The organism is Wolbachia endosymbiont (group A) of Pherbina coryleti, from assembly GCF_964026875.1.
Classification (GTDB): domain Bacteria; phylum Pseudomonadota; class Alphaproteobacteria; order Rickettsiales; family Anaplasmataceae; genus Wolbachia; species Wolbachia pipientis.
On the sequence record NZ_OZ034706.1, the window covers coordinates 390,060 to 414,566 of the forward strand.

25 protein-coding genes and 2 pseudogenes are annotated in these 24,507 nt (G+C 35.0%); 9 read left to right on the forward strand and 18 right to left on the reverse strand.

From position 1 onward, the window contains the following. The first annotated feature begins 51 nt into the window (after nucleotides 1-51). The 3 genes from atpD to AAGD87_RS02025 all read left to right on the forward strand — a co-directional run bounded on the left by atpD (nucleotide 52) and on the right by AAGD87_RS02025 (nucleotide 2,442). Nucleotides 52-1,479 (forward strand): F0F1 ATP synthase subunit beta, encoded by a 1,428-nt coding sequence (gene atpD, locus AAGD87_RS02015; RefSeq protein WP_264339588.1) that lies wholly within the window; start codon nucleotides 52-54, stop codon nucleotides 1,477-1,479. A 12-nt stretch (nucleotides 1,480-1,491) separates the two neighbouring features. Continuing rightward, the gene (locus AAGD87_RS02020; RefSeq protein ID WP_006279902.1) at nucleotides 1,492-1,836 is read left to right on the forward strand and encodes a F0F1 ATP synthase subunit epsilon; all 345 of its coding nucleotides are present in this window, start codon (nucleotides 1,492-1,494) and stop codon (nucleotides 1,834-1,836) included. A 426-nt stretch (nucleotides 1,837-2,262) separates the two neighbouring features. Beyond that, nucleotides 2,263-2,442, forward strand: coding sequence for an ankyrin repeat domain-containing protein (locus tag AAGD87_RS02025; RefSeq protein WP_238514246.1), 180 nt, complete (start codon nucleotides 2,263-2,265; stop codon nucleotides 2,440-2,442). Between the two features lie 176 nt (nucleotides 2,443-2,618). On the opposite strand, the gene AAGD87_RS07775 is transcribed toward AAGD87_RS02025, so the two are convergent. The 5 genes from AAGD87_RS07775 to AAGD87_RS02045 form a co-directional block, all read right to left on the reverse strand. Next, on the reverse strand, nucleotides 2,619-2,789 hold the full coding sequence (locus AAGD87_RS07775) for a DDE-type integrase/transposase/recombinase (RefSeq protein WP_080717647.1): 171 nt from the start codon (nucleotides 2,787-2,789) through the stop codon (nucleotides 2,619-2,621). A gap of 255 nt (nucleotides 2,790-3,044) precedes the next feature. Beyond that, the gene (locus tag AAGD87_RS02030; protein WP_080717648.1) at nucleotides 3,045-3,191 is read right to left on the reverse strand and encodes an IS3 family transposase; all 147 of its coding nucleotides are present in this window, start codon (nucleotides 3,189-3,191) and stop codon (nucleotides 3,045-3,047) included. Between the two features lie 59 nt (nucleotides 3,192-3,250). Beyond that, complete coding sequence (locus AAGD87_RS02035; protein ID WP_259349141.1) at nucleotides 3,251-3,385, reverse strand: hypothetical protein; 135 nt, start codon at nucleotides 3,383-3,385, stop codon at nucleotides 3,251-3,253. Further along, complete coding sequence (locus AAGD87_RS02040; RefSeq protein WP_007548354.1) at nucleotides 3,382-3,516, reverse strand: IS3 family transposase; 135 nt, start codon at nucleotides 3,514-3,516, stop codon at nucleotides 3,382-3,384. Before AAGD87_RS02040 ends, AAGD87_RS02035 begins: the two co-directional genes overlap by 4 nt. A 105-nt stretch (nucleotides 3,517-3,621) precedes the next feature. Further along, nucleotides 3,622-4,332 carry a class II aldolase/adducin family protein gene (locus tag AAGD87_RS02045; RefSeq protein WP_155969022.1) on the reverse strand — a complete coding sequence of 237 codons (711 nt, stop codon included), beginning with the start codon at nucleotides 4,330-4,332 and terminating at the stop codon, nucleotides 3,622-3,624. 280 nt (nucleotides 4,333-4,612) lie between these two features. Between AAGD87_RS02045 and AAGD87_RS02050 the strand changes: the two genes are divergently transcribed. After that, nucleotides 4,613-5,236, forward strand: coding sequence for a hypothetical protein (locus tag AAGD87_RS02050; protein WP_341817696.1), 624 nt, complete (start codon nucleotides 4,613-4,615; stop codon nucleotides 5,234-5,236). Here AAGD87_RS02050 and tsaB read toward each other — a convergent pair. The 3 genes from tsaB to AAGD87_RS02065 form a co-directional block, all read right to left on the reverse strand. Continuing rightward, entirely contained in the window at nucleotides 5,231-5,815 is a 585-nt protein-coding gene (gene tsaB / locus AAGD87_RS02055) for a tRNA (adenosine(37)-N6)-threonylcarbamoyltransferase complex dimerization subunit type 1 TsaB (protein ID WP_155969018.1), read from the reverse strand. The two genes, AAGD87_RS02050 and tsaB, sit on opposite strands and share 6 nt — an antisense overlap. Further along, nucleotides 5,815-6,945, reverse strand: a complete 1,131-nt coding sequence (locus AAGD87_RS02060) for a dicarboxylate/amino acid:cation symporter (RefSeq protein ID WP_264339318.1) — start codon at nucleotides 6,943-6,945, stop codon at nucleotides 5,815-5,817. Before AAGD87_RS02060 ends, tsaB begins: the two co-directional genes overlap by 1 nt. A gap of 138 nt (nucleotides 6,946-7,083) precedes the next feature. After that, on the reverse strand, nucleotides 7,084-8,073 hold the full coding sequence (locus tag AAGD87_RS02065; protein WP_155969016.1) for a ribonucleotide-diphosphate reductase subunit beta: 990 nt from the start codon (nucleotides 8,071-8,073) through the stop codon (nucleotides 7,084-7,086). Nucleotides 8,074-8,204: 131 nt separating this feature from the next. On the opposite strand from AAGD87_RS02065, the gene AAGD87_RS02070 reads away from it, so the two are divergent. After that, nucleotides 8,205-8,543, forward strand: a complete 339-nt coding sequence (locus AAGD87_RS02070) for an outer membrane protein assembly factor BamE (RefSeq protein WP_006279908.1) — start codon at nucleotides 8,205-8,207, stop codon at nucleotides 8,541-8,543. Between the two features lie 301 nt (nucleotides 8,544-8,844). Here AAGD87_RS02070 and AAGD87_RS02075 read toward each other — a convergent pair whose 3' ends face one another. The 4 genes from AAGD87_RS02075 to AAGD87_RS02090 form a co-directional block, all read right to left on the reverse strand. Next, nucleotides 8,845-9,237, reverse strand: coding sequence for a transposase (locus tag AAGD87_RS02075; protein ID WP_338481864.1), 393 nt, complete (start codon nucleotides 9,235-9,237; stop codon nucleotides 8,845-8,847). 19 nt (nucleotides 9,238-9,256) lie between these two features. Further along, nucleotides 9,257-9,457 carry a hypothetical protein gene (locus AAGD87_RS02080; protein WP_010082383.1) on the reverse strand — a complete coding sequence of 67 codons (201 nt, stop codon included), beginning with the start codon at nucleotides 9,455-9,457 and terminating at the stop codon, nucleotides 9,257-9,259. After that, entirely contained in the window at nucleotides 9,441-9,770 is a 330-nt protein-coding gene (locus AAGD87_RS02085; protein WP_007548762.1) for a transposase, read from the reverse strand. The genes AAGD87_RS02080 and AAGD87_RS02085 overlap by 17 nt, the downstream gene beginning before the upstream one ends. Before the next feature lie 202 nt (nucleotides 9,771-9,972). Next, nucleotides 9,973-10,593: a hypothetical protein gene (locus AAGD87_RS02090; protein WP_264339167.1), complete on the reverse strand. Its 621-nt coding sequence runs from the start codon at nucleotides 10,591-10,593 to the stop codon at nucleotides 9,973-9,975. 172 nt (nucleotides 10,594-10,765) lie between these two features. Between AAGD87_RS02090 and AAGD87_RS02095 the strand changes: the two genes are divergently transcribed. The 4 genes from AAGD87_RS02095 (at nucleotide 10,766) to AAGD87_RS02110 (ending at nucleotide 13,035) form a co-directional block, all read left to right on the forward strand. Continuing rightward, a complete protein-coding gene (locus AAGD87_RS02095) occupies nucleotides 10,766-11,797 on the forward strand; it encodes a YhcG family protein (RefSeq protein WP_341817697.1) in 1,032 nt (343 codons plus the stop codon). Then, nucleotides 11,797-11,937, forward strand: a complete 141-nt coding sequence (locus AAGD87_RS02100) for a hypothetical protein (RefSeq protein WP_007548500.1) — start codon at nucleotides 11,797-11,799, stop codon at nucleotides 11,935-11,937. Before AAGD87_RS02095 ends, AAGD87_RS02100 begins: the two co-directional genes overlap by 1 nt. A 66-nt stretch (nucleotides 11,938-12,003) precedes the next feature. Then, nucleotides 12,004-12,726, forward strand: coding sequence for a DNA repair protein RecO (recO, locus tag AAGD87_RS02105; protein ID WP_065094880.1), 723 nt, complete (start codon nucleotides 12,004-12,006; stop codon nucleotides 12,724-12,726). Nucleotides 12,727-12,870: 144 nt separating this feature from the next. After that, on the forward strand, nucleotides 12,871-13,035 hold the full coding sequence (locus tag AAGD87_RS02110; protein ID WP_341817698.1) for a hypothetical protein: 165 nt from the start codon (nucleotides 12,871-12,873) through the stop codon (nucleotides 13,033-13,035). Here the strand turns inward: AAGD87_RS02110 and AAGD87_RS02115 are convergent. The 6 genes and pseudogenes from AAGD87_RS02115 to AAGD87_RS02145 all read right to left on the reverse strand — a co-directional run. Continuing rightward, nucleotides 13,030-13,993: pseudogene (locus AAGD87_RS02115) on the reverse strand (IS630 family transposase). The gene AAGD87_RS02110 and the pseudogene AAGD87_RS02115 overlap by 6 nt on opposite strands. Nucleotides 13,994-14,274: 281 nt before the next feature. Continuing rightward, the gene (locus AAGD87_RS02125; protein WP_264339171.1) at nucleotides 14,275-15,657 is read right to left on the reverse strand and encodes a PleD family two-component system response regulator; all 1,383 of its coding nucleotides are present in this window, start codon (nucleotides 15,655-15,657) and stop codon (nucleotides 14,275-14,277) included. After that, nucleotides 15,629-15,925 (reverse strand): hypothetical protein, encoded by a 297-nt coding sequence (locus AAGD87_RS02130; RefSeq protein ID WP_010082258.1) that lies wholly within the window; start codon nucleotides 15,923-15,925, stop codon nucleotides 15,629-15,631. Before AAGD87_RS02130 ends, AAGD87_RS02125 begins: the two co-directional genes overlap by 29 nt. Nucleotides 15,926-15,929: 4 nt before the next feature. Further along, the gene (locus tag AAGD87_RS02135) at nucleotides 15,930-20,672 is read right to left on the reverse strand and encodes an NAD-glutamate dehydrogenase (protein WP_341817794.1); all 4,743 of its coding nucleotides are present in this window, start codon (nucleotides 20,670-20,672) and stop codon (nucleotides 15,930-15,932) included. A 27-nt stretch (nucleotides 20,673-20,699) separates the two neighbouring features. Further along, nucleotides 20,700-23,261, reverse strand: a complete 2,562-nt coding sequence (gene clpB / locus AAGD87_RS02140) for an ATP-dependent chaperone ClpB (RefSeq protein WP_264339172.1) — start codon at nucleotides 23,259-23,261, stop codon at nucleotides 20,700-20,702. Nucleotides 23,262-24,230: 969 nt separating this feature from the next. Then, nucleotides 24,231-24,476, reverse strand: a pseudogene (locus AAGD87_RS02145) (PD-(D/E)XK nuclease family transposase); the annotation flags it as partial. Nucleotides 24,477-24,507: the final 31 nt, after the last annotated feature.

Consider the following 24,507-nt stretch of genomic DNA (forward strand, 5'->3'; position numbering starts at 1 on the left):
CTTTAGAAGTTCTTTTATGGAATTATAGTGTTAGGTGATAAAAATAAAGAGATGAATATAGGTAGAGCGATTAAGGTAACTCAAGCAGTTGTTGATATAAAATTTGAAGGTGAATTGCCTAAAATATTTAATGCTTTAAAAAGCAAACTAAAATATAAGGATAAGGAGCTGGTTTTAGAAGTTTCGCAGCATATAGGTGACAATATAGTTCGTTGTATTGCTATGGATAGCACAGATGGCATGTCAAGGGGGGATGAATTTGTTGATACAGGTGCACCAATATCGGTGCCAATTGGGCGTTCAACTTTAGGAAGGATTTTTAATGTTGTTGGAGAGCTTATAGATGAGTGTGGTCCACTGAAGGGAAAGTATAACTTAGAGCCTATACACAGAGCACCTCCAAGTTTTACTGAACAGAGAATACAGGAAGAAGTTTTAGTTACGGGAATAAAAGTTATAGATCTTCTTGCACCTTATCTTAAAGGAGGAAAAATTGGCTTATTTGGTGGAGCCGGTGTTGGTAAAACAGTCCTAATAATGGAATTAATTAATAATATAGCAAAAGCTCATAAAGGATTTTCTGTGTTTGCCGGGGTAGGGGAGAGAACGCGTGAAGGTAACGATCTTTATCACGAGATGATCACTTCAAATGTAATAAATATAAATGAGCATGAAAAATCTCAAGCTGTTTTGGTTTATGGTCAGATGAATGAGCCTCCTGGAGCAAGGGCTAGAGTTGCTTTAACAGCACTTACTATGGCAGAATATTTCCGTGATAAGGAAAATCAAGATGTTCTATTTTTTGTGGATAATATCTTTAGATTTACACAAGCTGGTTCTGAAATTTCTGCTTTACTTGGAAGAATACCGTCAGCTGTTGGTTATCAGCCAACCCTTGCAACTGATATGGGTGCAATGCAAGAAAGAATAGCTTCAACAACTTCTGGCTCTATTACTTCTGTGCAAGCTATATATGTTCCTGCGGACGATTTGACTGATCCAGCCCCAGCAACTACATTCTCTCACCTTGATGCAACCACAGTGTTGTCAAGGCAAATAGCTGAAATGGGAATATACCCTGCTGTTGATCCACTTGATTCAACTTCTCAGTCTTTATCTGCTGAAATCATTGGTGAAGAACATTATAATGTAGCTTCTGAGGTGAAACGTATATTGCAAACTTATAAATCACTGCAAGATATTATCGCAATACTTGGTATGGATGAGCTATCTGATGAAGATAAAATTATTGTTGATAGGGCTCGTAAGATTCAGAAATTTCTTTCTCAACCTTTTCACGTTGCAGAAATATTTACTGGCATGCCTGGTAAATTTGTTTCACTTTCTGATACTGTTTCCAGTTTTAAAGGGATTGTTGAAGGCAAATATGATCACTTACCAGAGGCTGCTTTTTATATGGTGGGGAATATAGATGAAGCAATAAAAAAGGCTGAATTAATACAAGCTGAAGCTAAATAAAAGTTAAAGATTATGAATACTTTTAAAGTGCAATTTTTCTCTCCTGATGATCAAATTTCATTCAGTGGAGTGGTTTCTCTTTCAGTAACTGGGCTCGAAGGGGAGCTTATGATTTTAGCTCACCATGCTCCTTACTTAATTTATTTATTGCCTGGTATGATTACTGTTAAAATGAGTAACCAAACAGAAAAGAAGGTTGTAATTGATAGTGGCGTATTAGAAGTTGCAAATAATAATTGTAGCATTATAACAAGTCAAATTCAGGTTTTTGATCGTGCAATTCATGATGAGAAATCGTTTAAAAATAAGAGAATTAGTATATATTTAAGTTATCTTGATGAGAAGTTTCTTTCTTAGTTATTTTAGGCAAAAAGTCAATTATCATTCAAGTGGCTATAAGATTTTTGCTCAGGGGGCTCTTTTTTGTCATCCCAGAAACCCCGGGGTGTCATCCCAGTGTCGGAGTACTTTAGGTGTATGATCCCAGAGTGTGATGGTATGGGACCATACACCTAATCAAATAAAAATTAAAGAAGGAGAGTTGGTTGTAACGGTTGGAGATAACGACTTTGTTTTACCTGGAATTTACGTTGGATAAACTACAAAAAATAACAGGTAAAAATCAACGTAAATTTAAGATAAATCGATTTTATTAGTATTATCAAATCAAAATCTGTTTTTAATTAATCAATAATACTTTTTTACATATTTTCATCCCCTTTCATGGATTTTTTAATTTTATAGATGATATCTAATATTATTAGAAGCATTGTAAAATATCTTATGAGAAAAATTATAAAATATATTAGCATTATTGGTATTGCATGTTTAGTATTGTTATTTTTTATATCTAATGTGGAAACACGCGTAAAAACACAGGAAGAACAATTATTCCTAGCTGTAGAAGATGGTAATGCACAAGAAGTAAAACTATTACTCAAAAATGGTGCAGACCCAAATTGACCTTACCCAGAAAAAGTAGAGAGAAAGTTAAGACGTTTTTATCATGAGAATAAATTGTGCAGGAATGCAATAGTTAATAGTAGAATGTCTACGTTATTTGTTATAAAAGATTTCTATGTATTCAAATATGGCAGTTCTGGTTTGTTGAGCGAGAAGTATCAATAAGCAGCTCCCTTTTAAGTGAACTTTTCTGCAACAGAGTTATCGTAACAACAGCCCTTATGGCTCATGCTGGAAATGATGTTTTTTGTATTCAATAGAAATTGGTAATTTTGAGAGGTATACTGTGACCCTTGATCGCTATGTAACAGCAGATTTTTATCGGGTTTGCGTTTATCAACGGCCATCAATAAAGAATCTATAACTAATTATCATGTTACTCATTAACCACCATGCGTGAATATAGGTCAATTATTGCCGCCAACAACCTTCTTTAGTTTTTATGTAGGTAATCCCAAACTTTATTTGGCTGATCAGTAGTAAAATTTTGATCCAATGTGTTCGGAGCCACAACTCGGTTGCTTATTTGCTGTTTTTTATTTTTGAACCTTCGTCTAAGCTTGGCTTTAATGCCATTTTCTTGCATAACACTTTGTACTGTTTTAATTTTTGCCTAAAGCTTTTAATTCAGCGTGAATTTTAGGGGCTCCATATCTGCATTTAGAAGCTTGATGTATTTTTTGAATATCTGCTAGAAGCCCTTCTTTTGCTAATTCTTTACTGCTTTTTTCCTTAGCAACCCATACCACCAGTACAAAACCCTACATAGTTCCTGTGTTTTATAGCAATTTCTATATAAAAGAATACTTTACTCTTTTTCTTTGCCCAGGGCTTTTTTTAAAATGTCTCTTTCTCTTGTTAGTTCTTTTTTTAGATCAAATCTTTCTTTGTCATAAGGAGCCTTTGCCTGGAAATGCGTATGCTCCAGACATTTTTCCATCATATTTTCTTACTTAACATACTGCCATCTATACCTAGATCTTTTGCTATTTTTGTACTTGCTTGACCTGTTTCTTTAACCAGCTTAACAGCTTCTAATTTGAATTCTGCTGTATATTCTCTTCTATTTGTCATATTTTGAAAAAACGTTTTATTTTACTCCAAAAACGTCTTAACTTTCTCTCTACTTTTTCTGGGTAAGGTCACTACTTGGATGACAGATAGTAGTGCGAAAGTCTCTTACAACTTACTTTTAATTAGTCTAACCCATGCGTGCCAATCCCTCTCACCAAGATTGCTTTCAAAAGATAGGAGATCCTTTACAGCTTTTGAGCAAATTTCTTCACTTGGAATTGATAACTCCTTATTCATTGCTAACGTTAAACATTGAGTTTTGCACGCTCGTTCTAAATGATATGTGTAGAACATTGCTTCTTGTATAGTCCGACCACACGTTATAGATCCATGATTACGCATTAACATGACAAAATTTTCTTTCAGATCAGCTATTAACCTCTTTCCTTCTGTATCGCTAAGTGCTAGGGAATTATAATTATGGTAAGAGATTTTATTGTAAAAGTGCAGTGCCCATTGACTTATAGGAAGCAGCCCATCTTTGAGAGAAGAAACCGCTACAATAGAAGGTGTATGCAAGTGAAAAATTGCTTGAATATCTTTCCTTGCTTGATAAACAAAACCATGAATTATATAGCCAGTTCTATTATATTGATATTCTTTGCCTTCAATTACATCTCCATCAAATGATACTTTCATTAACGAACGTTCATCTACTTCATCAAAACGCATACCAAACGGATAAATATAAAACGACTTTTGATCTTCAGAACGCACTGAAAGGTGAGTATATGTATGATCATCGAACTTAAGGTAGGACAAAATCTGATAGGCATAGACTAGATCCCTTTTTACTCTGCTCTTTGTTAACAACACAATCCTCTGTTAGAATCTTCTGAAGGTTTATACGCGAAAAGAGACTTGTAGTAAACTAATAAGTCTATGCCACTCTGTCTTGCTTTCTGAATACCAAACACTTTTGTGTTGTAGCTTGCTTAAAAATAGTTATCGTTATTATAGAGTTTATATACAGAATTTATGTTTTTAAATCACATAATATCTTAACTACAAAAATAATTTTCTATATAATATTTCATATGTTTTAAAGCTTCATTTTTATGTTATTATAAATGTAAGTTTCAAGATTGAAAATAATATGGTAAATATTAACACAAAAAAACAGCCAGCAGAATTTTTCATATATCTCTCTGGTCTTTCGGGAAGTGGTAAACTTTCCACAGCAATAGAATTATCTAATATGATAGACGCATTAATTGTAAATAGCAAGTTCTATAACAATGTTCAAGCTTGCTCTATATACGATGGTGTCTTTGAACGTGATCAAATACCTAAAGAAGTTCAAGATAGAATATATGGCATTATGCAAATTATGCTTCAGGTAATAGAAAATTATCCGATTCACTCAAAAAATTACATATTTATTGATGAGTTGATGGAAAATAATGACCAGAACATGAGGATGTATGATTCAATAGTAAGGCTTAGTAAAAAAATGAACACAGAAATCCTTCCTGTGGTACTTAGGTGTGATCTACCGACATTACAAAAGCGTATTGCATTAAAAAGGCAAAGAAAAAATAGGAAGGTGATTAATCTAAATAGCATGATAGAGCAATGTAGGATTAACAATTTATTTACACCACCGAGTGCTATAGAGATAGAAAATTCAAATATGAGTATAAAAGAAGTAGCTCAAGAGATAGTAAACCAGATGCACAAGCTTAGCCAAATTGCGTGTATGCAAAAAAATAGTCTATAGCAATTTCATATACTGAGGCTCATTTAAATATAGAGCTTCAACTTCATTTAATTTTTGCTTGTTCTTCAGTCTATAATGAACTAATAGCCCTGCATGGCTAGCATTTAAATTGCAATCCATATGTGTACTGCTTGTAGCGTAACCAGGGTCACATGCTGCAGTTGGACCAGACAGCGGCAATAAATTGAAATCAAATAACTGTGTATAAAACCCTTGAGCATTTTTGATTATAGCTCTGATATTTTTTTTGCTATTTGCACAAAGCAAAGATATTGCGTAGGCTTGAACTTCCAGCGCACTAACCCCGTATAACGGCTTATTTGTAGCAAGATTTATACCTTGTGCAGCTGATATACCAACTCTAATTCCAGTGAAACTTCCTGGTCCAACTACTACCGCCAAATGATCTATTTTATCATAATTATAGTTGTGCTTATCAAATAAAGTACTTAGTATTTGAAAAAATGATTCTGCATGACTATTGCTGGTGGAATTGTGCTCTACAAAACAGTTACCATCATAATCAACTATTGCTATTGAACTACCAATACCTACAGTATCAATCGCTAAAATAGACATTACTTAAGCTTATCATAGAGTTTTGAAAATATTATAGTAAAGGCACCATTACCCATAACATTTGCTGAAGTGATTATTGGATCAAACACTATATACAATGCTGTAATTAACGAAAGCATTTCTGGAGAGAATTTGAGATATTTCTCAAGAATAGGTAGCATTACCATAATTCCTCCTGCCGGCACTGCCACGATAGCAAACTTAAATAACAAAAAATAGAGAAGAAAAGTTACATAATCTATTGTGAACAATGAATAACCGGAGGCAATTATCATTGATAATATTATGATAAAAAAGCAATCACCTACTAAATGAAAGCTAGCAGTTATTGGTACAACAGACGATGCTATGTCAGGTTGCTTTACATTTTTTTTGCTTCCTTCAAGAGTAAGTGGCATAGTTGCATTACTAGACATTGTGCTCATTGCAGTAATAAATGCCGGTATCATATTGCCTATACTAGCTATCCAGCTTGTGATCTTGAATGAATTTGCTGCTCCATATAAGAGGAAAACATAAAGGTAGGTTGCAGATGCTATAATAATGAAAATTATTGAGTAATCCTTAAATATTATAGATAAAACTTGATCATGCTGCATTTTTAAAGCAAGCCCAAGTACAAATATTGGAATAATCGGCGTCAAAAACGTCTTCAAAAGAAAGAGAGTTAAATCTAACATTTTGTTCGAAAGCTCTTTGCTTTTCTTGGGTAGCAGTGTGGACACTACTATGCTGGACACAAATCCACAGGCAAGGGCATAAAAATTAGAAAGCAATGCAGGCAGCCTAAACGACCATAAGGGAACAATTGTTTCTTCATACGTTATATCTTGTATTGAATGAGTGTTTTGTATGATAAAATGCCCAACAGAATAAGCTATTAAACTTGAAGCCAGATTTGACAAGAAGATCATTATAATAAGTAACAATATGAACTTTATAGCTGACTGCTTAAGATTGTTAACACTGCTAAAGATTAACGCAAAAATAATAAAAGGCATTATAAATAGCAAAACCTCTTTTATACTCAGGCTCGTTGAGTACAAGAAGGTTTTTGCTTCCATTGGAACTAAATGACCAAAGAATGCAACTGAAGTGATGACCGTGAGTAAGATTAATAGTTGTAGCACGTTCTTATATACCAATGTCCTATGGACATATATATGGTAAGTTAGTTGTTAAGTAAAGCAAAACTGTCTAAACTGCACAGCAAATGACGTAATGAAAGTAGCTGACACTGGAATGACAAAGAAGAGTGAAATTAGCACTCACTTATTATTCGTGTCGTTTTCAGTAAAAGCCTCCTCCCATGTGCCTTGAGTTGCTGCACGGCTATACTCTGTTACTCTATTTTCAAAGAAATTCGTATGTTCCACGCCATTTAGTATTTCATCAAGCCACGGAATAGGATTATCATTAACATCATATATGGACTCAAGACCTAATTGCATTAACCGTCTGTTTGCTACGTAGCGTATGTAATTGCGCACTTCTTCTGCAGATAGTCCTTCAACGTCTCCGAAATTAAAAGCAAGCTTTATAAACTCATCCTCAAGCTCAACAATAGTGCGGCATGCAGAATATAATTCCTCTTTAAACTCGTCGTCCCAAATTTCATTATTCTCTTTAATAAATGTATTAAACAACATGATAATTGAATTGGTGTGCAAAGTTTCATCACGGGCTGACCAGGCAATTATTTGTCCCATGCCTTTCATTTTTCCAAAGCGTTGAAAATTGAGCAAAATTGCAAATGATGCGAATAACTGCAACCCCTCGGTAAATGCACCAAACACCGCTAGAGTTTTAGCTACATGTTTTTTATCGTGTTTTTTGCTTTCCTCGAATTCTAACATGTATTCATACTTCTTTCTCATAGCATCATACTTTAAGAATGCTTGATACTCGCTTTCTGGCATGCCAATTGTGTCTAAAAGATAAGAATAAGCTGCAATGTGTATAGTTTCCATATTGGAAAAGCTTGCAAGCATCATGCATATTTCCGTTGGCTTAAATATATTTGAATAATGCCTCATGTAGCAGTTATTTACTTCAATGTCTGCCTGAGTAAAAAATCTAAAGATCTGGGTTAGTAGATTTTTTTCTACACTTGAAAGTTTAGTTTTCCAATCCTTTACGTCATCAGCAAGCGGAACTTCCTCAGGTATCCAATGGATTCTTTGTTGCTGCAGCCACGCATCATACGCCCAAGGGTAATTAAAAGGTTTGTATATTGGATCTGCTTCTAACAATGACATAAGACACCTATTATTTTCTAAAGTAAATATTATATTAAGTGATATTGAGAATCAGTCAATTTAACTTTTTTGAAATTTGACGGCAGATAATTTATTAGTGTATTATAGCTTCAAGTAATTTATCAACAGAAATGCGAGTATTAATATCTTTTATTTTATTATTTACAGTGAGCTGCACTCACACTATTCACAATCACGGAGCTCCTGGCATTAGTGTTGAATTGTGGAGCAAGATAAAAGTAGGTGACGATAAAGAAAAAGTGGTTCACACTTTAGGATCACCAACATTAGTATCAAAGTTCGATGACAATGTTTGGTACTATGTCTCATATAAAATTAAACAAGCCAATTTTTTAGGAAAAAGGAAGTATAGTAGTAAGTCTCTGCAAATTTCATTCGACCAGGACGGTAAAGTTGAAGATACAAAAGAAACTGACATCTTAGAGAGATCTTTGGCTGTTTCTGATTGAAAGTTTGCTCAGATCTTCCTACGTCATACCGCGGTTCATTCCATAACTGTACGAACATTGCGATTTGGGCCTACCAGAAGGGTGTCATGAAAGTAGCTGACACTAGTTCCTTTATGACGGCAGTGCCCAGACTACTTGGATCCAGGAAACTTAATTGCAAGTAATGCATTGGGTTTGGTAAGTATGGGTTTTGCGTTATAGAATGAAGCACTTTTGGTGAATTTGTAAAGAAAACTGGATCCCAGTGGGCTTTGTTGCATCGCTCTTCGGATAGTAGGTAACGCACAATAAATTTATGAAGCTATCTCAAATTTAGCCATACCAATATCAGTGAACTTATTGAGCAAATAGCATTTAGTTCCTTCTCTCTATTTGTCTCAGATTTATTCCTAAAACTAAACCCGAATGTTTGTTTCAGTCGCGAGAAAAAACTTTCTATATAAGATCTTTTTCCGTAGTTTGTTTGCCTTTTCCACCTCTTCATTCCATCTTCGCTGCATGATTTTATTAGTCTAATTGCAGCATTTCTCTCAGCCATATAGTCTAACTTTGGATGCTCTGCTGCGTTGTTTTTCGGAGGAATTTTCGTTTTTATACCATATTGATTACACAGCTTATAGAGCTTTTCTCTGTCATATGCCCTATCTGCATATAGTACTTTTATGACATACTGAAAATCGACTTCTTTTAGCAAATCACAAGCTCCATAGTGATCAGCCGTTACTGTATTTTACAGCTATGGCTTTTTTGCTGTTTGTATTCAACATTACATGCAATTTTCTTGTCTGTTCATAGCTGCGATACTTTCTATCTTCGCTATTTTCTTTGCTATGACCAGGAGTGTTGTTGTATATACTAATTCCTGTACTGTCTATAGCAATTTCGATATCTTCCATATTATTTTCTGCAATCATTGATCTTAATATTGAGTTTCTTAAACCTTCTTGATGATTGTGAATAGCTGATAACTTGCAAATTTTTCCCAATTTGCTCAAGGTATCCTGCTATAAACCCAACTGTTTGCCTCAGGCCTATTCTAAATAAACAAGTTATTATGTGCACCAAAATTACAACTTTATCGCTATAAATATTGTTGCCACCTGGTATTTTTGGACCATTCTCGTACCACTTTTCTATGGCTTCGTTGATATAATGAAAAATATTTCCTCTTTTTTCTAGAAATTTGTTATATTCGCTATGGTTACTGACCCTCATTTTTTGTGGCATATTTTTTCTTTCAAGGTTAAATGGCTATTTTATAATGAATTTTGTCAGTAGCCACCAAATTTTTTCAGTTGCTATGCAACAAAGCCATCCCAGTGTCAAGCACTGGGATGACACCATTTGTTGTAAACTCACTTTTACTCTATGGTCTTGCTGCTATCCTGAACGGATACAGTGGGCTTATTAAATTATAGAATTACTTTAGCTATAGAATAAAATCTAGTGTTACTTCACGCCAAATGTGGTGGTGCTGAGTAGGCAAGCCGGTCAATGGGCTACATTTATATACTGCACGCATTGCATTATCTGCTATCGACCTGAAAAGTGGATTATTTCGATAGGAATCACTGTCTGCTACATCCGCCATAATTATCTCGCCTTGACTGGATAACAATAAGTTAATTTTTATATTAAAATTTTCTTTGTAAGCTATGCTTTCAGGAATGCTCCAGCATTTTGTGAGCTTTTCTCTTATAGAGTTAATAATTTCTGTTACAACTAATTCATCCTTTTTGCTCTCAACGCTTTTTTCGTTTCCTATTTCATTCTTTGCCTCTCTGACATCCCTTCTTAGTTTCTTCTCTACACTTTTTTTTCTTTTTGGAACAGGAATGAATTCTTTACCCTCGTTAATAATGACTTCTTCTTGCATTTCGATAATTTGCCTCGGTTGTGCTACAACAGTGTGCTCAACTATTTCTTTTTTCCTTTGTGGTATAGGAACAGCTAACGTATCATTCGTTTGGGCTTTTGTTGAAGATAACGAAAAAAGCAAAAAACAACATAAAGACAAAAAAAGAATATAATTAGAATAGAAAAAACGCATATGTTAAGCAGCTTGTTTTACTGGTTTAAAGCTAATATTGCACGTAAAGTCAATATATTTTAGTTGATGGACAAGTTTGAAGTAAATAAGGAATCCCTTCAAAGTTGCAGGCAAGCGAAAGATTGTCTTCTCGACAGACAAAGGAATTGTATAATGGATTAAAAGGAATCCTATGACAAGAATTATAGCAAAAGAATATACAGAATTTTTAGAGCAGTTGAAAGATCGTATTGCAACAAGCCGTTATAAGGCAGCGCTTGCAGTAAATAGTAAGCTTATCTTGCTCTACCATTATATTGGAACAGAAATCTTAAAACGGCAAAGAGAACACGGCTGGGGAGCTAAGGTAATTGATCAATTAAGTAAGGATTTGAGAAGTACATTTCCAGAAATGAAAGGCTTTAGCATGAGAAATCTGAAGTATATGCGTAAGTTTGCCGAAGAATATCCTGATGTTGAATTTGTGCAGGAGCCTCTTGCACAATTAACTTGGTATCACAATATCACTCTTTTGGAAAAAATAGAAAGTCATGAAATAAGATTATTTTATGTAAAAAAAGCTATTGAACATGGCTGGTCACGTAACATTATGGTGATGCAGATAGAACTTGGACTACATAAACGTCAAGGAAAAGCAATAACTAATTTTAAAGAAAAATTACCATCTCCACAATCCGATCTAGCACATTACACATTAAAAGATCCGTATATTTTTGATTTTTTAAGTATAGGTAAGGATGCTCATGAAAGAGAAGTAGAAAAAGGACTCGTAGGGCATATGGAAAAATTTCTGTTAGAACTCGGTGAAGGATTTGCATTTGTTGGTAGACAATTTCATTTAGATGTTGGTAATAAAGACTTTTATATTGATTTATTATTCTATCATTTAAAGTTACGTTGCTTCGTAGTGATTGAACTAAAAGATAAGGATTTTAAGCCGGAATATGCTGGTAAAATGAATTTTTATCTTTCTGCAGTTGATGATTTACTGAAGCACTCGACAGATCAACCTTCTATAGGGTTAATCTTATGTAAATCTAAAGACGATGTACTTGCTAAATATACACTCCGAGACATGAACAAGCCAATAGGGCTAGCAGAATATCGAATAACTGAAAATCTACCAGAGAACATAAAAACAGCTTTACCGACGATAGAAGAATTAGAAGCTGAATTATCCAAAATTTCAGACGAGGAAAAGTAATGTTACTAAAATCATTCAAACAATTATTTAGCAAACCAAAAGCTCAGTATGAAATGCATCAGGCTCAGGAAGAAGAGTGGCAGCCAATAACTTACTCTCTCATAGCCTTGAAACTTTGGAAGCAAACAGTAACGGAGTAAGTGATTTTTATGGATTACACGCTCTAGGTGCACTATCCTATATATCATACGGTCAATACACTCTAAATGAGATGGAAAGATGAAGGCATCATTATAGCTGCTAAAAAATACGGCGATAAAAACTTAATTCTTTCTCTGTTTACAAAAAATCATGGAAAGCGCAGGGGATTAACTAAGCTAACAAACAATAGCAATTATAAGTTTCAGATAAGTAATCTATTACATGCAGAATGGAGTGCTAAGTTACCTGAAAATCTAGGTTTTTTTAAGTGCGAATTAATCGAATCTCCATTCCATCATTTCTTTCAAGATAGGTTAAAAAGCATTACTATTGTTTCTTTCTCCTCTATTTTAGAAAAAGTGCTTCCAGAAAGTGAACCCTGTGCCATGCTGTATGACAATTTTCGATATTTCATCGATGTAATTAAACACAACAATCAGTCTTGGCAAAGCCATTATCTTAACTTAGAGCTTCTGCTTCTTACGCAATTGGGATTCAAGTTAGACTTATCCAAATGCGCTGTAACAGGTGTTAAGGAAAATCTGCAATTTATTTCTCCAAAAACTGGTAGAGCAGTGTCAAAAAAAGTAGGAGATTATTATGCAGATAAACTCCTACCTTTTCCACAAATGTTGCATGATGTATACAATAATACCCTACAAAACAGCTACTCATTCCAAGAATTTCAGTTAGGACTGAAAGTCACAGGATATTTTTTAAATAAGTATCTATTTTTGCAGTTAAACGTGAAATTTCCAGAGCTGAGAAACCTCATGTTGTCGCTTTAATCTTAGTTATCATTTTTTTGAAATCATTTCAGAAATCTATAGCTAACCCAAGCAACACGTCATACCGCGATTCATTCCATAGCTGTACAAACATTCATTTTTGAAGGTATAGCTCTTTTTACAATAATCCGAACAGACCGTAATATGCTACTGGCCTGCTATAGCCATAAACACATATCTTATCGCATTCGGACTATTATAAGAAAGGCTATAAATTGCACAGCAAATGGTGTCATTCCAGTGCTTGACACTGGAATCCAGAAATTTTGCTTATATAGCATTTCTCATAATAGTCCGAACAGGTCATAGGAAGGCAGAATCAACAGCACGACGAAAGGATTCGAATAGAGGAATGTTTTTCCTGGCTCTGTTTTTTATAGCAAACCAATGATGCTCAATTTTGTTGAAATCTGGAGAATAAGGCGGCAGATACAAAATTTCTGCACCAACCCCTTTAGCAAGCTCGATAATCTTATCAGACTTATGAAAAGTAGCATTGTCAAGAATGACAGTCTGTCCAGGTTCCAAGATCGGTGTCAAAAATTGCTCAAACCATCCATTAAAAACATCCATATTACAGTGGCCTTCAAAGGTTAACGGAACAACTATCTTTCTTCCACTTAAGGCTGCAACCATACTGATTCGTTGAGTTTTCTTTCCAGATTTTAAGGCATAAAACCGCTGTCCTTTCTGGCAATATCCGTAGGGGTAGTCTTCGGTGTTATCAATGCCAGACTCATCTATATACACTAAGTTTTTAGGTTCTTTTGTCGCTATAATTTTCAAAAATTCAGCACGTTTTTCTTCGTTTCTTTCCTTGTATCCATATGTCTTTTTTTGCGCGTAAATCCAATTTTTTTAAGGGCTCGATAGATCGTTTGGATACTAACGTTGTTCCAAAGTTTAGCCATTTCCGATAGAGTCTTTCCTCCGTGTTCTCTGGCAAATTTGGCAAAGGTATCCCAGTCGGTAATTTTGTGATTGTAACCCCCATTTCCAAGTTTTTTTGATTGAAAGTCTCCTGTTTCTTTTCTTCTTTGCTGCCACTCCCATAAAGTATAGCCTTTCTTATAATAGTCCGAATGCGATAAGATATGTGTTTATGGCTATAGCAGGCCAGTAGCATATTACGGTCTGTTCGGATTATTGTAAAAAGAGCTATAGTTCGTCCAATCTTAAATCTTGCTGCCACTGTTTCTCTGCTTTCTCCTTCGTCTAGCGCTTCCATTGCTTTTTTTCTTAAATCATAACTATATGCTGCTGGCATTCAACCTCCTTATCATCATCTACCCTTATCCTATCACATCCGGACTTTTATGGAAAGAGCTATAACTGAGCTGATGAGCTAAAGGTAGTTGTCTTACGCTAAAACAAACGTTTTTAATTAAGTTGCATAGAAGCTGGATCCCAGTGTCTGGGCACTGGGATGACATCCCACTGGTGGGAATTGCTTCCAAACTACAACGTTCGTACAGTTGTGCGCGGTATCTCAGCATAGATTCCGCTAACGAGTAGCGGAATGACGGTTGTCGGTAAACTTAAGCCACTTTAGCTATAGCCAGTAACCACTCTATTTCTACCACTGTTTTTTGCTTTATATAAATATTTGTCGGCACGTACTATAAATTTTTTAATATCATCAAAGTCAGATCCTTGCATTTCTGCAATTCCAATGCTCACAGTTACATTATGGGTTGTATTTTTATCCGCAAGTACAAAAGGTTCTTTAGCAATAATTTTTCGTATTCTCTCCGCAATAGTATACGCATCTGATACATTGGTATCTGGCATTACAACAACAAACTCCTCACCACCAAACCTAGCTAGTAAATCTGTCACTCTGATATTTTCAGAAATTCTTTTCTGTATTTGCTTTAAAAGTTCATCTCCAGCACTATGCCCAAAACTGTCATTCACTATCTTAAAATAGTCTATATCAAGTATCATAAGAGACAACCTTCTATCCTTTTCCACAGAGTCCTTAACAATGTTTCTTAAGTGTGCATCAAAATATCTTCTATTATAACAGTTAGTTAATGGGTCCTTTATAGACATTTCCGCATTATTAAATAAATTCATTCTCAAGGCATCTTGATATCTTTTGCGTTTTACTTGCGAATTAACCCTTGCTATTAGCTCACCCTCATCCAAAGGTACTGTTAAATAATCATTAGCACCTACATCAAGTGCTTTTACTAAATTGTTTTTATCATAATCCTCAGAAAGAATCAGAATTGGTGTATAACGTGTTTCCACCTTACTACGAAACTCAGAACACAAACGCAAGCCGTCAGTTTTTGAAAATTGCATATCAGAAATGATCAGGTCGTAACCATTCTCAATACCAACCTTCAATGCTTCCATTGGATCACTCAGTATTTTAATTGACCTAAAGCGTTGCTTTAATATATTATATATCTGCTCTGCTTGATGAACATCCTCATCTATAACAAGTATGTTAGCATCAAAAATCTGATTGGAATAATCCATAATACTGTTTCCTGCGACTCCACCAATCTCAGCGTTAGTTTCTCCTCTCAAACGCAATTCATCGATAATCATCTTTAAGCGTGTGAGAGACTTAATTCGTGCAGATAAAGCAGTTTCGTTTATTGGTTTAGTCAGAAAATCATCCGCGCCAGCATTAATACCTTGCACTCTATCATGAGTATCATGCAGCGCAGTTACCATAATTATTGGAATATGGGTTGTCAAGGGATCACTCTTTAGCTCCTTACAAACTTCAAAGCCATTCATCTTTGGCATCATGATATCAAGTAATATAATATCAGGCTGCTGCTTTGCTACTAAATCTATAGCTTCTTCACCATCATGAGCTACGATAACCGTATAGTACTCTGCTTTTAGTCGAGCTTCTAAAAGCTTGACATTAGATAGTACATCATCTACTACCAGAATCTTCGCTGTCATTATCTTTAGATGTATTATCTATATCGTAAGTAGGATAAAGCTTACCATTTTTACCAACTATGTAATTTACTTTCTCAGTATTACACTCTTTATATAAGTCTTCAATTCCGGCATCCTTCAATAACCTTCTGGCTTTTAACCTTACAATTGTAAAATACCTATATATAGTCTTAATAAAATCAATAAATACAGGTACCTTATTTTTATCAAGAACAATTATGCTCACTAAAGCTACAACTAAAATTTCTGAAAGACCTATATTGAACATTTTCCTATGAAGCAAGTACTTTAATCCTTCTGATTATAAATATTAATTTGCTTAAATCAAGTTTAGAAGCAACCATCTCATCTAAAAAACTATTATAACGTTCTATGTAGTCCTTATCATCACAAGCCCAGGTTTGAACCTTATCTTCGGGGTTATCAGTAGCTTTTATGACTTTAACAGCTAGCTTGTGATGGTAATTGCTTAAATCGTCCAATAAATCATTAACTAAGCTGCGATCCCAATAAGAAGAGCGGCTTTTCATCTTGATGGCAATTGTTCTAATCAGATCGAATCTTAACAGCGACTTTAACTCAAAGTATATTTTACCAGCATCAAGAATGGACAAAGATGTCTGTTCAGCAACAGATATAATGTCCAGTGCATAAGCAAGAACGCATAGATCAGCAACTTTTTTTGCTAGATCTTTATTTATATTAAGTTCTACTAAAGAAGTTGATCCATGGCTATAGATCTTTAATAGGTGTTCATCTAAAACATCAGTTAAGTTCTGGCCTAAAGTTTCAATTGCATCTTTAAATTTTGTAACATCATCCAATTCTACAAAGCTAAGCTTGCCAAGATTTTTCACTAGCCAAAATGATACTCTGCCAATAAATTTCTGCACGTTCCTCACTATTTGTAAGTATGAGTTAACATCAATTTTTCCATCCAATTCATCAATTTTCTGCCACAGGCTGTTTAAATCATACAGGTGGTTAACAACAATATATATGTTAACCGCTTCTTGTATCTTAATTCCAGTGTTCTCAGCCAAATTATTGATGAATATACAGCCCATTCTATTCACTACATCATTTGCAATGCAAGTAGAGATAATTTCTCTACGAAGTTGGTGTTTTAATATGAAATCCTTAAACTTTGTTACCATCTTTTTAGGAAAATAACCTAGCAAGTAGTCATGAGATATAAGATCTTTTTCAGACAGATCGGAATGTATAATTTCATTTTTTATTGCTGTTCTAGCATAAGACATTAGAACAGAGAGCTGAGGAGAACTGAAACCTTCTGCACCAGTTAACATCCTTGCTATCTCTTCTTCAGTTGGAAGAAATTCTACGCTTCGGTTTAACAGCCCAGATTTTTCTAAACTGAGCAGTAACCTGTGGTGCTGCTCCAATCTCTCTTTAGCTTGCAAACACTCAAGAAGTAATGCTTTTGTTTCAATTTTGTTGTGGTTCTCAAGCACTTTGGATGCAACTTCATCCACCATACTTGCCAGTATTTCATTCCTTTTTTCTAAAGAAATACCCCCTGCTTTCATAGCTGAAACAAATGCAATCTTAATGTTAACTTCAAGGTCCGAACATATCACTCCGGCTGAATTATCAACAAAGTCTGCATTGATATATCCACCTTTTTCAGCATATTCTATTCTTCCAAACTGTGTACAACCAAGATTTCCACCCTCTATAAACATAGAAGCTCTAATATCTTTACCATTCACTCTTAACTCATCGTTTGCTTTGTCACCGACCATGCTATGATTTTCACTCTTTGCCTTAACAAACGTGCCGATTCCTCCATTCCATATGAAGTCCACTTTTGCTTTCAATAGATATCTAATCAAATCACTTGGAGGTAGCATATCTTCTGTTATATCAAAGCACTTTTTTATTTCTTGAGAAATGTTTACTTGCTTACTGCTACGCTCAAATACTCCTCCACCCTTAGAAATCAAATCTTTATTATAATCCATCCAAGTTGAAAATGGTAACTCAAAGAGACGTTTACGCTCTGTGAAACTCTTTTTTGCATCAGGGTTTGGGTCAACAAAAATATGCATATGGTTAAATGCGCCGATTAAATGTATATTTTTTGAAAGCAGCATACCATTTCCAAATAAGTCGCCAGCCATATCCCCAATTCCAATAACAGTTGCATCCTGGTAAATATCCTTATTCATTTTCCAAAAATGCCTCTGTGCTGCAATCCATGCACCTTTGGCTGTAATACCCATTTTTTTGTGATCATAACCTGCTGATCCACCAGATGCAAATGCATCGCCAAGCCAAAAATTGTATTCAGAGGCTATCTGGTTGGCATAATCAGAAAATGAAGCAGTGCCTTTATCTGCTGCAACTACCAAGTATGGATCGTCTTCATCATACCTAATCACATTCTCTGGTGGAATTATTTCACCATCAACCACGTTATCAGTAATATCAAGCATTCCTCTAATAAAACTCTTATAGCACTCAACACTTTTCTCTCTTAAAGTATCTTTGTCTTTATAAACTTGCTTAATTACAAACCCACCCTTTGCGCCAACAGGGACAATAACCGCATTTTTTGTCATCTGAGCTTTCATGAGCCCCAAAACTTCAGTGCGAAAATCTTCCGTCCTATCCGACCACCTTAAGCCACCACGGGCTAATTTCCCTCCTCTTAGATGTATTCCCTCAAAAAGGTTTGAATAAATATATAATTCACGATACGGACGAGGATCAGGCAAACCATTCACTTTACTTGAGTCAAATTTTATGGATAAGTAGGGTTTATTATCTTGATAATAACTGGTCCTTAAAATAGCCATTATCAAGTTAAATATCGAGCGCAAAACGTAATCATGTGAAACATTGCTGATCTCTTTTAGAAGTTCCTCAATTTTTTCTCTGACAATTTCTGTAGTTTCTGCTCTATCAATGTCTATGTTAGGATCAAATCTTGCATGAAATAGTTGTATCAAATACTTTACTACTTTTGGATACTCTGAGACTACCTTTTGGATATATTCTGGGTTGTAGTTAAATGACGTCTGCTTTAGATAGGCACTTAGCGCTCTAATCAGAATCACTTCCTTCCACTTGAGCCCAGCAATAATGATCAAACTATTGAAATAGTCATTTTTAATTTCCTTGCTAAACACTTTCGCAAGTGTTATTTCAAATTGCTCTTTTAGAGTAATGTTGTCTATTAATTCATCGACTCTTGACAACACAAAATGGTGTATCCATATTCCACCGTTAATTTCTATGTAATAGCCATTATGAGATAGAATTTTAGCTCCCAAATTCTTAGTGATCCTTAATATCTTCGATAATTCAAGGCCTCCATTGTTTGGAGTATAAACCTTTAATTGATAATTAAGATTATCACGAGTAAGTCTTAAATCGACCTCGCTAACTCCTTTCTTCCTCACTATCTCCAATTTTTTCATATCGTAATATGCGTCATGAGGTTCGAAACTCTCTTGATAGCTTATTGGAAATGCCTTGCAATAACGGATGAATATATCCTCAACAGTGCTAAAAGTATTGTATAAATTGTCTATAAAACGATCTTCCCACTTTTCTGTAATGTTTCTTAATTTGTTTTCGATACGCAAAACTTCATCATCAAGAACGCTAGCATTTTTGGTCTTTAGCACTACATGCAATTTCATCAAATCATATTCATTGATAATGTGATTGTTATAAATATCTGAACTTCCTGCACTTGTCTCATCCTTCAATATGTCACGTATCTTGAACATTAGCCTAGCGCTAGCATAACGCATCGGTATCAGCACTATGCAACTAATAAAATCCCCGACTCTTCTTAAAAATAATCTGACCCTTGGCCTAATCGCAAGAGACATGATCGAAATGCAAATTTTAAATAATTCGTCTTCATTTGATTGGAATAATTCATCACAAGAGAACACTTGCAAAATAGAAATCAAAGCTTTATTGTTGTGGCCCCCGGTTACAAATCCTGCATTTTTTTCTATAACTTTAACTTTATCTTTTATTATTGGAATAGTTCGAATATCTTGGACCTCCGCTACAGAAGTAAATAGCCCGAAAAAACGCCGTTCCTTTACTACATTACCCTGGTCATCAAATTCTTTTACTCCTATACAATTCATGTATGTACGCCGATGGACTATTGAGATTAGATCTGATCTCAATATGTATAGGGAATCAAGGTTTGCAGAAGGAATCAACGTACTTTGACCTACTCTCATCAGGCCAAGGTCCTTTTTGCCATCACAGACGAGTTTTTCATCTTTACCAGCAATATATTCTTGATAACCTAGAAATACAAAATTATTATTCTTTAACCAAACTAGAAAATCTTTTTGCTCTTGATTTCGGTCTGGTGTCATTCCAGTGCGTGACACTGGAATCCACGTGTCCTTTTCCTGGATCCCAGCTGGGATGACAGAAAGACTTGCCTCATCAAGTTTCTTGAGCATTAAGTGCCAATCTTTCACAACGCAATTAACCGCTTTCAGCGTTTTCTGTAGAGATTCTTTTAATGTATCAACAAAGCTGTCACTTATACCTTTGATAATTACATATATGACTGACTCTTTGACTCCATTGCTTTCTTCCAAAGAGTAAATCTCGTCTATTAGGCCATCTTTTCTTTTAATGTTAATTATGCTGTTGCTGTAATAGCATATGGTTAAATCGTGCGATTTAATAGTTGCAATAACAGAATCAACCAAAAATGGCATATCATCGTTTGTTATCTTAATCGTGGTAAAATCGCCTTCTATTCCTGGTATATCATCTATATTGCTTACTACTAACTTACTTTCATCTTTCTCTTTTTGAGAAACAAAATTGTAAGCATCGTTTACAATATATAGCAAAAACTTATCATTGGCTTTTAGGTCGCTTTTATAAACAAAACTATAAAAATACTTAATGAATTTTTTAATTTTTTCTTTATCTTGCTGATTTTCTTGATCAGCTAGCTTAAATAAAGACTCAGTGTCAACATTATGATCTATACACATTTTTTTTAACAAAAATACACAGTGAACTTAAACCTTTTTAACTAAGATTTCATTATCAAGAGCGTACACTATTAGCTCATCATTTTCTACTACTTCCCCTGATAAAACTAATTTAGCTAAATTATTTTGAATACACTCTTGTATAACCCTTTTTAAGGGCCTTGCTCCATATTCAGGGTCATAGCCAGTTTGTGCTATTAGTTCTTTAGCTTCCTGCGACAAACTTATACTCAGTTTACGCTTAGCAAGTGTTTTTTGTAAATAAGAAAATTGAACATCTATAATTTTATAGATGTCATCTCTGGTTAAACTGTGAAATATAATAATTTCATCCAGCCTGTTTAAAAATTCTGGACGAAATGTTGATTTAACTATTTGCATCACTTCATTTCTTACAGAATCAACATTCCCTTTTAGCATTATCTCAGCGCCAAGGTTAGAAGTTAAAATCAGTATGGTGTTGCGAAAATCAATTAATTTACCATGACTATCAGTGAGTCTCCCCTCATCCAAGATCTGTAGCAATAGATTAAATATATCTGGATTTGCTTTCTCGATTTCATCAAACAGAATAACCTGATATGGCCTTCTTCTTACCGCTTCAGTTAATCTGCCACCTTGTTCATAGCCAACATACCCTGGAGGCGCGCCAATTAGCTTTGAAACAGAATGTTTTTCCATATATTCTGACATATCAAAACGCAGAAGCGCTGATTGATCGTCAAACAGAAATTCAGCTAAGGCTTTCGCAAGTTCGGTTTTACCAACCCCGGTTGAGCCTAAGAATAAGAATGAACCAAAAGGTCGATTAGTATCTTGCACCCCAGAGCGGGAGCGCCTAACTGCATTACTTATCGCTTCTATTGCATCTTTCTGCCCTATTACTCTTCTTCCTATTTCATTCTCCATGTTAAGGAGTTTTTCCTTTTCACTATGCATCATATTATCAACTGGAATTCCTGTCCACTTTGAAACAATGTTTGCAATATCATCTCCAGTCACTTCTTTCTTTAAGAAACTATCAGTAACCTTTTCCTGATTTTTTAATTCATTCTCAAGCTGAGGGATCACACCATACATCAGCTCTCCTGCTTTTCCTAAATTTCCACTCCGCTGAGCCAATTCCAGCTCTTTTCTAGCGTTATCTAATTTTTCGGCTGTTTCTTGTATTCTAGCTATTTTATTCTTTTCCATCTGCCATTTGCTGTTCAAGTCAGCAAATTTACTGTTTAGATTTTCGATCTCTTCATTTATCTTTTTTAAACGCTGTTTAGAATTTTCATCACTTTCTTTTTTTAAAGCCTCTGCTTCAATCTTTAGCTGTATAACCTTTCTCTCAAGTTCATCAATAACTTCAGGCTTGCTATCCATTTCAATTCTCACCCTACTTGCTGCTTCATCAATCAAATCAATTGCTTTATCAGGTAAAAACCTATCTGTTATATATCTATTGGACAACGTTGCAGCAGCAATTATTGCACCGTCTGTAATTCTTATACCATGATGCACCTCATATCTTTCCTTCAAACCCCTGAGTATTGAAATGGTATCAGTTTCAGTTGGTTGAGAAATAAACACGGGCTGGAAACGCCTTGCAAGTGCAGGATCTTTTTCTATATGCTGACGATATTCATCTAAAGTTGTGGCTCCTATACAGCGAATTTCTCCACGCGCAAGAGCAGGCTTTAGCAGATTCGAGGCATCCATTGCACCACTTGTTGCTCCTGCTTCAACTAAAGTATGAAGCTCATCTATAAACAAGATAACTTTTCCCTCCGCTCTCGAAAGCTCATTAATAACTGCTTTTAACCTTTCTTCAAATTCTCCTCTAAACTTAGTGCCAGCAATTAGTGCTCCAAGATCCAAAGCTAAGACCTTTGCATCATGCAAACCAAGTGGTACATCGTTTGCAACAATTCTATTTGCAAGCCCCTCAACTATTGCAGTTTTTCCAACACCAGGTTCACCGATCAGCACTGGATTATTTTTTGTCCGCCTCAGTGATACCTGCATAGTTCTTCTGATCTCTTCATCACGACCAATTACAGGATCAAGCTTTCCTTGCATAGCAAGCTCTGTAACATCTTTTGTATATTTCTTTGCCGCATTTAATTTTTCCTCACTGTTTGGCGAGTCCGCACTGCTGCCCTTTCTCATTTCTGCAACAACTGAGTTCAGTTTTTGTGGAGTCACACCATTCTCTGCCAGAATTTTGCCTACAGTATCATCTTTTTGTGCAGTGAGGCCCTGCAGTAAACGCTCGACAGCAACAAATGAATCTTTATTTCTCTTTGCAATACCAATTGAATCTTCAAAAACTTTTGCTATTTCTCTTGAAAGTTGAAGGCCACCACTTCCTGGACCTTCAATTACTGGCAACTTTTTTATTGCACTATCCACAGCATCGGAAATACTCTGCACATTTCCACCACAAGCGTTTATCAAATCCTGAACTAAACCTGATTCATCTTCAAGCATCACTTTTAGTAAATGCTCAGGCATAAAAATCTGATGCCCAGCTCCCAACGCTTTCATCTGAGCACTTTGAATTAGACTTTTTGCTTTTTCGGTAAATTTATTTAAGTCCATAACACCAGTTAAATTCGTATTTGCTGATGTATATAACAACTGATTTCATAAATTTAAACCTAAAGTTGCTTATTGTTAAGTATGAAATTTAAAACTTTCTTAAAAAAGGAACTATCATAGTAACCATACAAATATCTTGTATCTCAAGACCTTTGGTTTTTGTTGCTGAAAATGGTTGTATTATTTAAGTTATTAACAATATACAATACTAAGTTAATGTAATTTATTTGGAGATGACAGGAAAATTTATTGTAACTTTATATTTTAAATAGAATAAAGTTCTTTTGTTAGTATTGTCCTTTTTGTAAAAAATATTCCTAATTTCTTCATCATTTCTGTGGGTAAGGTCATCTGCTTCTCTACCTCAAGTGGTTAACAAAGTTTCTTGTCACGAGGGACCAAATGGAAATCTGCTCGTTTTCACGCGAATTAATGTTACAAATTCTATACATTTCGTTACAAAATGGCATTCGCTTTCTCCATTATCCTTTACCTGCATTTTCATCAGCGTTCCTTGCGGTTTGCTTGCCATATAGGCGGAAATACAGGCTTACCCTGTTCCTTCTGTCATACAACAGTGGGTTAGGTGACTTCTCTATACCGGTGATTTGCGTACATCCAGAAATGAAAAATGTCACATTACCTTTTGGTCGGAGCTTATCAGCATCTTTAGCTCTTTAATCGTTACGATACTTATGAAGCTTCACTTACGTTCACCATACCACTAAGCCTAGCTCTCCAACCACATGATGCTTGTAGTTTATGCTCCTTTCACGATTGAGCATCTTCTTTTTCAAGAGGAGGTTCATTGTCCGCATCGCTTGGCACCAACCGGTTACCCGATTCGCACTGATGCGTAGACTCAGATGGCAAAACATCTGGTTTAATAAGTTTTAGAACTCTTTTAGTTTCTTTCTGAAGGAATTCCTCTCCTTTTAAACAATATGACCGAAGACTTTCAGGTCGCACCATTTCAATAATTAGCTGGGTTCCAGCAGAATCAGTACAGAAAACATCAACAATACTTTGTTTTTTAGAGGCAATCTCAGCATCCATGATAGTGCTGAGAAATTCTATTTCTTCTATTTCATCTTTGCCAGCGAAGCCCAATATATCATTGAGAAAGTGAATGAGAATATCTTTATTTTTCTCAGTGCCAAATATTCTCTTGAACGCGAAATTGTTTTTTGGATCGAGAAATTTCGAAAAGGCCATAATTAAATACAATTAGGAGACGAATAATTAT

Coding starts and splice junctions, on each gene's coding strand:
- AAGD87_RS02085 (WP_007548762.1), bottom strand. CDS start 9,770: ATGCCACAAAAAATGAGGGTCAGTAACCATAGCGAATATAACAAATTT.
- AAGD87_RS02035 (WP_259349141.1), bottom strand. CDS start 3,385: ATGATGGAAAAATGTCTGGAGCATACGCATTTCCAGGCAAAGGCTCCT.
- clpB (WP_264339172.1), bottom strand. CDS start 23,261: ATGGACTTAAATAAATTTACCGAAAAAGCAAAAAGTCTAATTCAAAGT.
- AAGD87_RS02130 (WP_010082258.1), bottom strand. CDS start 15,925: ATGTTCAATATAGGTCTTTCAGAAATTTTAGTTGTAGCTTTAGTGAGC.
- AAGD87_RS02125 (WP_264339171.1), bottom strand. CDS start 15,657: ATGACAGCGAAGATTCTGGTAGTAGATGATGTACTATCTAATGTCAAG.
- AAGD87_RS02050 (WP_341817696.1), top strand. CDS start 4,613: ATGGTAAATATTAACACAAAAAAACAGCCAGCAGAATTTTTCATATAT.
- AAGD87_RS02065 (WP_155969016.1), bottom strand. CDS start 8,073: ATGTCATTGTTAGAAGCAGATCCAATATACAAACCTTTTAATTACCCT.
- tsaB (WP_155969018.1), bottom strand. CDS start 5,815: ATGTCTATTTTAGCGATTGATACTGTAGGTATTGGTAGTTCAATAGCA.
- AAGD87_RS02090 (WP_264339167.1), bottom strand. CDS start 10,593: ATGCGTTTTTTCTATTCTAATTATATTCTTTTTTTGTCTTTATGTTGT.
- AAGD87_RS02025 (WP_238514246.1), top strand. CDS start 2,263: ATGAGAAAAATTATAAAATATATTAGCATTATTGGTATTGCATGTTTA.
- recO (WP_065094880.1), top strand. CDS start 12,004: ATGAGATGGAAAGATGAAGGCATCATTATAGCTGCTAAAAAATACGGC.
- AAGD87_RS02095 (WP_341817697.1), top strand. CDS start 10,766: ATGACAAGAATTATAGCAAAAGAATATACAGAATTTTTAGAGCAGTTG.
- AAGD87_RS02100 (WP_007548500.1), top strand. CDS start 11,797: ATGTTACTAAAATCATTCAAACAATTATTTAGCAAACCAAAAGCTCAG.
- atpD (WP_264339588.1), top strand. CDS start 52: ATGAATATAGGTAGAGCGATTAAGGTAACTCAAGCAGTTGTTGATATA.
- AAGD87_RS02135 (WP_341817794.1), bottom strand. CDS start 20,672: ATGTGTATAGATCATAATGTTGACACTGAGTCTTTATTTAAGCTAGCT.
- AAGD87_RS02080 (WP_010082383.1), bottom strand. CDS start 9,457: ATGATTGCAGAAAATAATATGGAAGATATCGAAATTGCTATAGACAGT.
- AAGD87_RS02110 (WP_341817698.1), top strand. CDS start 12,871: ATGCTACTGGCCTGCTATAGCCATAAACACATATCTTATCGCATTCGG.
- AAGD87_RS07775 (WP_080717647.1), bottom strand. CDS start 2,789: ATGGCCGTTGATAAACGCAAACCCGATAAAAATCTGCTGTTACATAGC.
- AAGD87_RS02020 (WP_006279902.1), top strand. CDS start 1,492: ATGAATACTTTTAAAGTGCAATTTTTCTCTCCTGATGATCAAATTTCA.
- AAGD87_RS02070 (WP_006279908.1), top strand. CDS start 8,205: ATGCGAGTATTAATATCTTTTATTTTATTATTTACAGTGAGCTGCACT.
- AAGD87_RS02040 (WP_007548354.1), bottom strand. CDS start 3,516: ATGACAAATAGAAGAGAATATACAGCAGAATTCAAATTAGAAGCTGTT.